The sequence below is a fragment of the Paraburkholderia diazotrophica genome (genome assembly GCF_038900755.1).
Classification (GTDB): Bacteria; Pseudomonadota; Gammaproteobacteria; order Burkholderiales; family Burkholderiaceae; genus Paraburkholderia; species Paraburkholderia diazotrophica_A.
Genome location: NZ_JBBPEN010000013.1, coordinates 114,262 through 125,318, shown reverse-complemented (window position 1 = coordinate 125,318; position 11,057 = coordinate 114,262). Strand labels below are relative to the sequence as shown.

The following is an 11,057-nucleotide window of genomic DNA, read 5'->3' as shown; positions in this document are numbered from 1 at the left end:
GAGCGTGACGGCGATGTAGCTGTACACGCCGAAGTCGAACCATTCCATTGCGTTGCCGAGCGCCATCGCGCCGACGGCACGCTTGAGCAGCGTGTTGTCGACAACCGTGATGTCGTCGAGGGTGAGGGGCGAGGCTGCCGAACGGATTCCCGCGATGCTCTCTTGCGAAGGTCTCAATTGATGCACTCCTGGAATTGCGCCGCAAACGAGCCGGACGGAAGAAGTGTCCGATCGGACGGATGCGGATCGGGCGCGAGGCCTGGTGGCATGTCGATGGCGCGAGCGGGCGCTGGCATGAAGCCGCGTCGAAAGCTGCGGACAACCATGCAAGCCCGCGCGACATCCGGCAAATTCATGTGTCAAGGAGAGTGTGCTGTCGCGCCTGCGGGGAGGCCTTCGCTCACGCGTCCAGAAAACGGTGGAAAACGACACCTGTGGACGCGATGTGGAAACCGTCAGGGATTACCCTGAGCTTGAAATAAATATTTTCGGATCGGCTAGAATCAAAAACCACGCTCTATTTTTCCGAAGAATCGGCGGGTTCTTTAGAAACAAATTCCCATATCGGCTCCGTAAGATAGTTGTGGATGGGAACAAGAAAGCGGGACGCAAAGCGAAACACACAGGCGCGGTAAGCAACACTACAAGCAGAGTCAAGATTGCCCGATATGAATACATTGGCCCGCGTTCCAGAAGTACTCAGCACGCCAACAGAGGGGCTGTTCTTTTCAAAGGCCAGTGCCCTTTCCGACCTTTTCTTTTTTCATGCATCCGGCTGACTGCGGCTGCGATTCCGCTGTTGCAAAGGTTCGCACGTAAGCCGTTCGCCGCAGTACCCCCTTCACGCGATTCAAACCGGCAGCCGCTCAGGCTGTGGGCCGCGACTGCGTGTGCTTCGATTCGCGACGTCAACGAAAACTGATTAGTTGTACAACCAAAGAGAGGAGATTCCATGAAACGCATCAACACACTTCGCGTCGTTGCACAGGTTGCCGCATTGTCGGTGCTGTCGATCACGACGCTCGCGGCGAAGGCCGATCAGCTTGCGGACATCAAGCAGCGTGGCGAACTCGTATGCGGCGTGCTGGGTACGGACGAGCCTTTCAGCTTTATGAAAGACCCGATGAGCCGCGAAATCGTCGGCTATGACGTGGACATGTGCAACGCCGTGGCAAAGAGCATCGGCGTCAAGCCGGTTCTCAAGCAGCTGGCCGTTGCGGCGCGTATTCCTGAACTGCAACAGGGCCGCGTCGACCTGCTCGCCGCTTCGCTCACGCACAACAAGGAGCGCGAAGCGCAAATCGACTTCTCGGTGTCGACCTTCATCACGGGTCAAAAGGCGATGGTCAGGAAGGACAGCGGCATTACGACGCTCGCTCAGCTCGACGGCAAGAAGGTGTTGACGGTCAAAGGCTCGACGATGGAGACCAACATTGCGAAGACGATCAAGAACGCGGACGTCGTATCGTTCGACACCAGCCCTCAGGCCTTGCTCGCGCTTCAGCAGGGCAAGGGCGTCGCCTATGTGAACGACGAGACGACGCTCGTCGGCAACCTCGCGAAGCTCGGCCCGGCGGGGAAAGACTACGCGCTGGTGACGCAGAACATCTCGACGGAACATATCGCGCTGGGCATCCGCAAGAACGAGCCCGCATTTCGCGAGCAGGTGAACAAGGTGCTGCTCGGGATGGAATCGGATGGCCAGGCGCAGCAAGAGTTCAACAAGTGGTTCGGTCCCGGCACGAAGATGAACTTCCCGCCGCGCACGTTCAAGATCGCAACCGACAAGATCGACTAACTCCAACTATGGCCGCCGCCCGCTCCGACGACGGGCGGCCAGATACTTCATGCCTACATTCCATCTGTCGGCGCTGCTTTCGGGGCAATATGGCCAATGGCTCGTCAGCGGCTTCCTGATGTCGGTCAAGCTGTCCGTGCTCGCCTTTGTGTTTTCGCTTCCGCTCGGCATCGTCGTCGCATTGACACGCCTCGCACCCATCGCGTTCATTCGCGGGCTCGGTCAGGCGTATGTCGAAGCGATCAGAAACGTTCCGTTGCTTGCACACATGCTGTTCTGGTACTTCGGCGCGCCGGAATTGCTGCCGCTCGTCGTCAAGACCTGGCTCTACAACAAAAATTACGAGGCGGCTAGCGCATTGATCGCGCTGGTTCTCTATACGTCCGCATATATGGCCGAAGACATTCGCAGCGGAATTCGCTCGATTCCGAAGGAACAACTCGAGGCGAGCCGCGCGCTCGGTTTCGGTTTTCTGCAGGCGATGCGGCTCGTGGTGTTGCCGCAATCGTTGCGGGTCACGGTTCCGCCACTCGTCAACCAGACGCTCAATCTGTGGAAGAACTCGAGCATCGCGATGGTGATCGGCGTGGCTGAATTGATGTACCAGGCGCAGCAGGTCGAAAGCGCGACCTTCCGGGGCTTCGAATCGTTTGGCGTGGCGACGGCCGCGTATCTGACGGTGTCGATCGCCATCACGCTGTTCTCTGCGTGGTATCAGCAACGGTATCCCGTTCGGAGCATGTAGCGATGATCGACATACTCCAGACTTACGGCATGTACTACCTGGTGGGCCAATATCCGAATGGACCGCTCGGGGGACTCGTACTCACGCTGATGCTTGCTTCCGCGGGCCTGGTGCTGGCGCTGCCTGTCGGCATCGTCTTCGGGCTGTGCCGCATCAGCCCGTTTCGCGCGCTGCGCTGGCCCGCCACGGCGCTCGTCTATGGCGTGCGCGGCACGCCGCTTCTCATGGTGATCTTCTGGGCGTACTTTCTGCTGCCCACTCTTACCGGTCATCGCACGAATCAGTTCAGCACGATGCTCACTGCACTGGTCGTTTTCGACGGCGCGTATCTCGCCGAAATCGTGCGGGCGGGTATTCAGGCTTTGCCGAAGGGGCAGATGGAGAGCGCTCGCTCGCTGGGCCTCTCGTATATGCAGGCGATGGCGTTCGTGATCCTGCCGCAGGCGTTGCGCAACATGCTGCCGTCGCTCGTGAACCAGCTGGTGTCGACGATCAAGGAGACGTCGCTCGGCTACATCATCAGTCTGCCGGAAGTGTCTTTCGTGGCCGGGCAGATCAGTACTCAGGCGCTGACGCAATCGGCACAGATCTATCTGCTGCTCGCATTCAGCTACTTCGTAATGTGCTTCGGGCTGACCCGTTGCGCGTATCTGCTCGAAAGGCGGCTTGCGTCGCGCTTGCCGGCAAAGGTGTGAACATGATCGAGATCGAAAACGTCAACAAGTGGTATGGCGAATATCAGGCACTCGTGGACGTTAGCGAGACCGTCGCTAAAGGCGAGGTCGTGGTGGTGTGCGGGCCATCGGGCTCCGGCAAGTCCACGCTGATTCGCACGCTGAACCGGCTCGAACCGATCCAGAAAGGCCGCATCGTCGTGAACGGCCAGGACGTGCACGCGCGCGGAATCGACGTGAATACGCTGCGCTCGGGGATCGGCTTTGTGTTCCAGCAATTCAATCTCTTCCCGCATCTGACGGTATTGCAGAATTGCGTGCTCGCGCCTGTGCGCCTGAAGCGCATGTCGCAGAAGGACGCGCGCGAGTTCGCAATGAGTCTGCTTGAGCGCGTGGGTTTGCCGCACAAGGCGAACACGTATCCGGGTCAGCTCTCGGGTGGACAGCAGCAGCGCGTCGCGATTGCGCGCGCACTCGCGATGAAGCCGCCCGTGATGCTGTTCGACGAACCGACGTCGGCACTCGACCCCGAAATGGTGAACGAGGTGCTGCTGGTGATGAAAGACCTCGCTCGCGACGGCATGACGATGGTGTGCGTCACGCACGAAATGGGTTTCGCGCGCGAGGTCGCCGACCGCGTGCTCTTCATGGATCAGGGCAAGGTACTCGAGCGCGCGGAGCCCGACCGTTTTTTCCAGCGTCCCGAGCATCCGCGCGCGCAACTTTTCCTGTCGGATATCCGCTCGCCGTGGGCGAGTGCTGTCACGGTGTAGCGTCTATAGAGAGACGGCGCACGCGCGGGTTACGATGTCGCTTCATCGAATGTGCAGGAAAGAGGAATCGCAGAGTTGAAGATTAACGCAGACCGTTTGTTGAACGACCTCAAGCAGCTTCGCAGTTTTGGCGCAACGGGGCCTGGCGTCGTGCGTCTCGCGCTGTCGCCTGTCGATATGCAGTCTCGCCGCTGGCTCGCCGAGCGGATGACGGATGCGGGCCTGAATGCCGTCATCGATGGCGTCGGGACGGTATTCGGCCGTTCTTCGAAGAGCGGCCCCGCGCTGCTGATTGGCTCGCACACCGACACGCAGCCGACGGGCGGCTGGCTCGACGGCGCGTTGGGCGTGATCTACGGCATCGAGATCGCTCGCGCGCTCGCTGAAAGCGATGCAACCCGTCATCTGGCCGTCGATGTCGCGTCGTGGATGGATGAAGAGGGTACGTTCTCGTCTTTTCTCGGCAGCCGCAGTTTTGTCGGAGAGCCGGTCGACGAGCCGATCCTCAACGCAAGAGATCGCGAAGGGCTGTTGCTGCGCGACGCACTGGCGAACGCCGGACTCGACGGGACGCCGCGTGTGCGCCTCGACAAGAGCCGGCACAAAGCCTACATGGAGCCGCACATCGAACAGGGCGGCCGCCTGGAAGCGGCAGGCAAGTCGATTGGCGTCGTCACCACCATCGTCGGCATACGCGAGTTGAGGCTGCGCTTCAAGGGGCAGCGCAATCACGCGGGTACTACGCCGATGTCGATTCGCCGCGATGCCGGCGCCGCTCTCGTCTCGTTCATCGCGCGGATGGACGAAGCATTCACAAGGCTCGCCGATGCCGACACGGTGTGGACGGTCGGGCGAATCGAATTCGACCCCGGCTCGTTTAGCGTCGTGCCGGGCCAGGCCGAAATGTGCCTGCAGTTCCGCGATGCCAACGCTCTGCGGCTCAATGCAATGGAGTCCGCGCTTGCGACGCTCGTTAGCGAATTCAACGCGGTGCACAAGGTGACGGTTGAAATCATCGCGTGCGATCAGCCGGAAGAGCCTGTTGTCATGGATAGCGCGCTTCAGCAGCATCTCGCGAGTGCTGCCGGGTTGCTCGCGCCGGGGCAATGGGAGCGCATGCCGAGCGGCGCTTCTCACGATGCGCAAGTGCTCGCGCATCATTTGCCGGCCTGCATGCTGTTCGTGCCCAGCATCGGTGGAGTCAGTCACGACTTCATCGAAGATACGGCCGAGGAACATATCGTGCTCGGCTGCCAGGTCGCAGCGAACGCAGCCGTCGCTATCCTTCAGAGCCTGTGGGAACGGCAAAGCTAAAGAATGCTTGCCGATTCATGAAGACAGGTAAAGTTTGCGTCGAAAGAACGGCCGATTCAAGGCGGAATTACATTCCTTGGTACTAACCATTAAGGTATTTCGAGCAGATCGGAATCACTCATGCTGTGATCCATTTAGGAACCTCTCCAAGGGCTCAATGTCAATATTGGGTGTTGCCCTCTTTAGGGGATCGAAATGGCTGCCACGCAACAAGGGGCCGCGCCCTTTACCGCTGAAGACTACCGGCGTCAGCTACGCCGCGCCGTAATTGCCAGCACGATCGGCACGACGATCGAATGGTACGACTTCTTCCTCTATAGCACCGTCACTGGCCTCGTTTTCGCCAAGCTGTATTTTCCGGAATCAGACCCGCTCGTCGGTACGCTACAAGCGTTTCTCATCTATGCCGTCGGCTTTCTCGCGAGGCCGGTCGGCGCAGCCATTTTCGGCCACTACGGCGATCGCATCGGACGCAAGGCCACGCTGATCGTGACGCTCTTGCTGATGGGGCTTGCCACATTTGCCGTTGCATTCGTCCCCACCTACGCGACGATCGGCATCTGGGGCGCCGTCATTCTGACGGTGCTGCGCTTCATTCAGGGCGTGGGTGTCGGCGGCGAATGGGGCGGCTCGGTCCTGATGTCGATGGAGTGGGCGCGCACCAACTCGCATCGCGGCTTCGTTGCTTCATGGCCGCAATTCGGCGTGCCGGCGGGACTGTTCATCGCCAACCTCGCCGTGCTGGCGATGAGCCAGATGTCGGGCAACGCGTTCCTCACATGGGGCTGGCGGGTGCCGTTCTTCCTCAGCATCGTGCTGGTCGCGATCGGCCTGTACATCCGCTTGAATATTCTCGAAACACCAATCTTCGCGAAGCTTCTCTCCGAGCAGAAGATAGAGAAAGCGCCGATGCTCGAAGTGCTGCGCAAACAGCCTAAAGACATTTTTCTTTCCGCTTTTGCGCGGATGGCCGAACAGGCGCCTTTCTATATCTTCACGGCCTTCGTCTTTACCTATGGCGTCAGGACGCTGGGCGCGACGCGCGATCTGTTGCTCACGGCCGTTTTAGTAGCGTCGGTTCTGGAGTTTTTCACCATTCCGTTCTTTGGCCATGTGTCGGATCTCATCGGGCGGCGGCGGATGTATATGATCGGCGCGGCCGCAGCGGGCATATTCGGCTTCGTCTATTTCGCCATGGTCGACACGAAGGACCCGGTGTGGATCTTCGCGGCCATCGTGCTTTCGCTGGTGCCGCATTCGATGATGTACGGTCCGCAGGCGGCGTTGATCGCGGAGTCCTTCACGGGGCGTCTGCGGTATAGCGGGGCGTCGCTGGGTTATCAGCTGGCTTCCGTCATCGCGGGTGGTCCCGCGCCGTTGATCGCGACCGCGCTTTTCGCGTACTACCACTCGGGCTATGCAATCGCGGGCTATATCCTCGTGTGTGCGGTGTTCAGCCTCGCCGCCTCCTGGAGAATGGGCGATTACACCAACAAGGACATCTCGCGCGAATATGACGAAGGGCGCGTGATGGACGACCACGGACACGCAAGGCCGGCACACTGACCGGCGTATCGAGCTGGCGCGCGTTGGCAGTCAGGACATGCGCCGACAAGCGTGGAGAAGACGCTCACGCAGGGCGCGATCTGGCGCTGATCCGCTCATAAGCCGTCATTCGCGCCGCTTACCGACGCTATCGTCGCCAGCAGATCCGGCTTGCGACGTAGAAGCCGTCTCGCCGACGGGCGACTCGGCGAGCGTCGGCTCCTTCAGCACGCGAAGTTCCTGTGGCACAGCGATGTCAGGACTGCGTCGAGCCGCATTGCCCGTATCCATTGTTTGTCGGTTCTCGCGATGTGTCAGCTCGTCAGTCTGCGGCCACACGCTGCGCTCGTTCGACGATGTATGAAGCTGCATTTGCGGCAGAGGAATCTCGATGCCGGCCGCGTCCATCTTGAGCTTGAGCCGCGCGTTGAAAGCGCGCGCCACGCTCCATTGCTGAAGAGGCCGCGTCTTGATCTGTCCTTTCACGACGATGCAGTTGGCGTCGAAACGATCGAGTCCCCACACTTCGACGGGCCCGAGTATTTCGTTGCGAAAGCGAAAATCGTCGATCAGATCGGCGCCGACTTCCGCGATCATGCGTGTCACTTCATCCATGTCGGCGGAGAAGGGAACCCGCACTTCGAATATCGCGTTGGCGAAATCGCGCGACAGGTTCTTCACGATCTTGATCTGCGAAAACGGGATCGTGTGAACCGCGCCTTGCCCGTCGCGCAGCCGCACGGTGCGGATCGTCAGATCCATCACAGTACCCGCGTGTCCGCCGTCGACGTCGATCCAGTCGCCTACCGATATCGTTTCCTCGATGATGATGAAGAGCCCGGTGATCAGATCGGTGACGAGCGATTTTGCGCCGAAGCCGACCGCAAGCCCGATCACGCCTGCGCCCGCGAGCAACGGTGTCAGATTGATGCCCAGGCTGGCGGCAGCGATGATGGCGGCAAGGCTTGCAACCGTCACGAAGATTGCGTTGCGCACAAGCGGCAACATCGTGCGCGCACGCACGCCGGGATCGAGCGCCTTGTTGCGTGAACTGCTCGGCCCCAGTGCCTCGAGAATCACGGTGTCGATCAGAATCCACATGAACCACGCGCCGAAGACCGTCGCGACGACTGCAATGACGGCATGCCTGAAACCGGGTGTCATCGCGCTGTGCTTGAGCAGCCGCGCAATCGGTCCGCTCCACAGTTCCATTTCGAATCGAATGAATGCGAGCCACATCAGCAGGACGAGCAGCGTGCTCGCAAAGCGCAGGAGCCGCATCAGATGAGGCGCCCGGCGCTGCGCGCGGGTCTCCCGTCGACGCGTCAGATGCAGCAGCAGCGCCGATACGAACAACGTGAGCACGAGCAGCAGCGTACTGATCAGCGACGGCCTCAACACGTTTCCTTCTTCGCCGCGCCCGTCGATGATCGCGACGACGGACGCTATTGCGATCAGCACGATCGGGATGTGCCACAGCGATGCGAGGATATCGAGCGCTTCAGTGGCGAGCTTGTGGTCGCGCCTTCGCGAATAAGGGCGGTTGCGGATCAGATGCGTGACGGGCCGCCGCCAGGCAATCGCGAAGAATCCGCACAGAACGGCCGCCACCAGATTGGCGAGACTCGATATGAGCCCCGAAAGGTTCTGGCCGAGAAGATGCGTGACATCTGTGTTGGCTGTCGCGTCGCCGAGCGCGGCGCACGCGCCTATCGCGAAGAGCGGCCGGAGGCTGCGCGCCAGCAGCCGATGCACGGCGACACGCCGGTGCGCCGTATTGAACACCGAGAAAACGATCAGGCATATCACCGAAAAAATCGAGCCGGCGACGATCGCATAGGCGATCACGAGCCCTAGCGTGCGGCCGAGCGCATCCGGCATTCCGCGCACGAACACCAGCACCGCGATGAAGGCGACGATCCACGGTCCTGACTGCCGCAATGCGAAGATCAGCAGGTCGATCGACGTCGGATTCTGCTCCAGCGCGACATTCTGACCATAGCGCGCGAGGACGCGCCGCTGCAGATAGATCAGCAAGCCGGCACACGCGCCCCATCCCGCAAGCGTCGAGGCCACGCCAACCAGAACCTCGCCGAACGATTCGCCTCGCGACCCTGCGAAAATCATTCGCAGATCATTGGCGGCCCCGCTGAATCGGGCCGCCCAGAAATGAAGCGGCGTCTCGCCGCCATTCAGATTCGTTTCCACCGATGCGATGCCCGACGCAATCGCGCCGAGCAGATCGCTATTGGTCTGCGCGCGTGGCACGGGCGCCGCATCTTGTGTGGCGTCCCGAAGTCCCTTTAACTGGTCGACGAGCGCTTTGCGTTGAGTGTCGTTGTCGAGCGTGCCGATCAGGCTGTTTAGCGAGCGTGTCATCTCCGCCTGGCTGGCGGGCGCAGGAGCGGATGCAGACTGCGCCGCCGAGGCCGACTGTGCCGACGCGCCCGTCGCTGTGTTGAGAATGGCTTGCAAGCCGGTGGGCAGCGGTCCGGCGACAGCGGAGGCGATCGATGTCGCGAACAGCAAGACGATGCCTGTTGCGACCAGCCACGCGTGAGCGCAGCGCATCGCGTGTCGGGTGACAACGCGCACCGTCGGTATCGTCGGGGCACGCGAGCCGGCAGAGAGAAGCGCGAGATTAGTCGGCGGCGACGAGAGCATGGCTGGCTTCGCGCCGCATGAACGCGTTCATGGAGATCCCTTCAAAAGGTCCCCTGGTTGAGAGCCGGGTAGTTGTTAGCGGATAGTCGGACTGACGATGGCGCGATTCGATCGTCAGAAGTAATCCCCTTCAAAGTCCCGCGCAAAGATTAGCTCAATAGATGCCGCCATGCCATCTCCATCGACACTGCCATGAAATGGCGACGAGAGAAGAGTAAGGTTCTCCGTCGAATGACGCACGACGTTCGCAAGTAATAAAGTACTCCGTTTAACAGAATTCGCATGAACACAACCTGAATACTCGACGCCAAGTCGCCACGTCGTTACGCTTCAATCGAATGTAGCGTTGTGCATGGCTCCGACAGGAAGTGAAGAGTGCGATAAAGGCCGCAACAACAGGAGTTCGTCATGCGTGGTCGATACGACGAGTCAGCTCGCAGTCTGCCGCGTCACTGGCGACGGCTACTGGTTTGTTTTAATCAGTGGAAATTCTTTCGGCACACATCGGCTGCGGCATGCGCTGGCCTGATCGCATTCCTGTTGCCTTTGCCATCGCACGCGCAGGCGACATCAGAGCCGCCGCTTTCGAATCGCACCGTGATTGGCGGCAACGTCAAGCAGCACGCCGATGCCGTGCTCGCGATCATGAGCTATACGACGGTCCCCGATGTCACGACCAGTTCGCTGTCGATCAACAGCGGTTCCAGCGGCAACCCCGGCTTCGGGCAGACCCAGTTCGGCGGAGGATTCACGATCAGCAAGTCCTTCCCTTTGTATCTGGAAGGCACGCTCGCATACAGCCGATACGACCCGACATTCGTCGCCACGGATGGCGCCGAGCAACGCTCACTGCCGACACGATGGAACACATTCAGCACCACGGTCGGCATCGGCTGGGATTTCCATATCACCGATGAACTTGTATTCCGTCCGATCGTGAACGGCACGATTGGGCGCGTCGCGAGCGACCTGAAGGTCGGACAGACAATCGTCAATCACGTGACGGACAGCAACCTTCAGTTTCTGAACAGCGGATCGCTCGACGCATATGGCTATGGCGGCTCGCTGGTGCTCGATTACGAACACTACCGCGAGGAGCACGAGATCGACGTCGAACTGCGCGCGACGGACATCTACCTGCGAAGCTTCGGCGGTTCTTCGACGGCCGTGCAGGGCTCGGCGATGGCACAGCAACTGAGTCTATGGACACGCTGGCGCGCGCCGACAGGCTGGCGCGCCCTCGATCGGCCCGTTCGCTATGTACTCGAAGCGGCGTACTCGCATTATTTCGGCGACAGCGCCGGCGTGCTCGGCTTTAACGATCTCACGTCACTCGGCGTCGGGCTGGAACTCGACAGCAGCAAATACCCGATCGTAATCACGCGCACGCGCGCGCTGGTGCGCTATGTCTTTGGCCACAATGTACATGGCGTGTCGTTTGGTTTTGCCGTCAGCTTTTAGGCCGTTATTCGTCGTTCGTCACGCGGCAAGTTCTGCTTTTATTCAATGCAACAATCACGGCCATTATTCGTCGTGATAGTACG

Annotated in this window: 8 protein-coding genes and 1 pseudogene; 7 read left to right on the top strand and 2 right to left on the bottom strand. The window is 60.3% G+C overall.

Annotated elements, in window-relative coordinates; all coding sequences use genetic code 11:
- Window positions 1–177 (bottom strand): annotated as a pseudogene (locus tag AABE10_RS30590) (MFS transporter); the annotation flags it as partial.
- Between the two features lie 775 nt (window positions 178–952).
- Between AABE10_RS30590 and AABE10_RS30585 the strand changes: the two are divergent.
- The 6 genes from AABE10_RS30585 (at window position 953) to AABE10_RS30560 (ending at window position 6,870) form a co-directional block, all read left to right on the top strand.
- Window positions 953–1,798 (top strand): ABC transporter substrate-binding protein, encoded by an 846-nt coding sequence (locus AABE10_RS30585; protein WP_342936892.1) that lies wholly within the window; start codon window positions 953–955, stop codon window positions 1,796–1,798.
- 49 nt (window positions 1,799–1,847) lie between these two features.
- Window positions 1,848–2,543, top strand: coding sequence for an amino acid ABC transporter permease (locus AABE10_RS30580; protein ID WP_342936891.1), 696 nt, complete (start codon window positions 1,848–1,850; stop codon window positions 2,541–2,543).
- 2 nt (window positions 2,544–2,545) lie between these two features.
- On the top strand, window positions 2,546–3,238 hold the full coding sequence (locus AABE10_RS30575; RefSeq protein WP_342936890.1) for an amino acid ABC transporter permease: 693 nt from the start codon (window positions 2,546–2,548) through the stop codon (window positions 3,236–3,238).
- A 2-nt stretch (window positions 3,239–3,240) separates the two neighbouring features.
- Window positions 3,241–3,990: an amino acid ABC transporter ATP-binding protein gene (locus tag AABE10_RS30570; RefSeq protein ID WP_342936889.1), complete on the top strand. Its 750-nt coding sequence runs from the start codon at window positions 3,241–3,243 to the stop codon at window positions 3,988–3,990.
- 75 nt (window positions 3,991–4,065) lie between these two features.
- On the top strand, window positions 4,066–5,304 hold the full coding sequence (locus tag AABE10_RS30565; RefSeq protein ID WP_342936888.1) for a Zn-dependent hydrolase: 1,239 nt from the start codon (window positions 4,066–4,068) through the stop codon (window positions 5,302–5,304).
- 195 nt (window positions 5,305–5,499) lie between these two features.
- Entirely contained in the window at window positions 5,500–6,870 is a 1,371-nt protein-coding gene (locus AABE10_RS30560; protein ID WP_342936887.1) for an MFS transporter, read from the top strand.
- 105 nt (window positions 6,871–6,975) lie between these two features.
- On the opposite strand, the gene AABE10_RS30555 is transcribed toward AABE10_RS30560, so the two are convergent.
- Window positions 6,976–9,513 carry a mechanosensitive ion channel family protein gene (locus AABE10_RS30555; protein ID WP_342936886.1) on the bottom strand — a complete coding sequence of 846 codons (2,538 nt, stop codon included), beginning with the start codon at window positions 9,511–9,513 and terminating at the stop codon, window positions 6,976–6,978.
- A gap of 408 nt (window positions 9,514–9,921) precedes the next feature.
- Between AABE10_RS30555 and AABE10_RS30550 the strand changes: the two genes are divergently transcribed.
- Window positions 9,922–10,974 carry a hypothetical protein gene (locus AABE10_RS30550; protein ID WP_342936885.1) on the top strand — a complete coding sequence of 351 codons (1,053 nt, stop codon included), beginning with the start codon at window positions 9,922–9,924 and terminating at the stop codon, window positions 10,972–10,974.
- The last annotated feature ends 83 nt before the right edge of the window (window positions 10,975–11,057 follow it).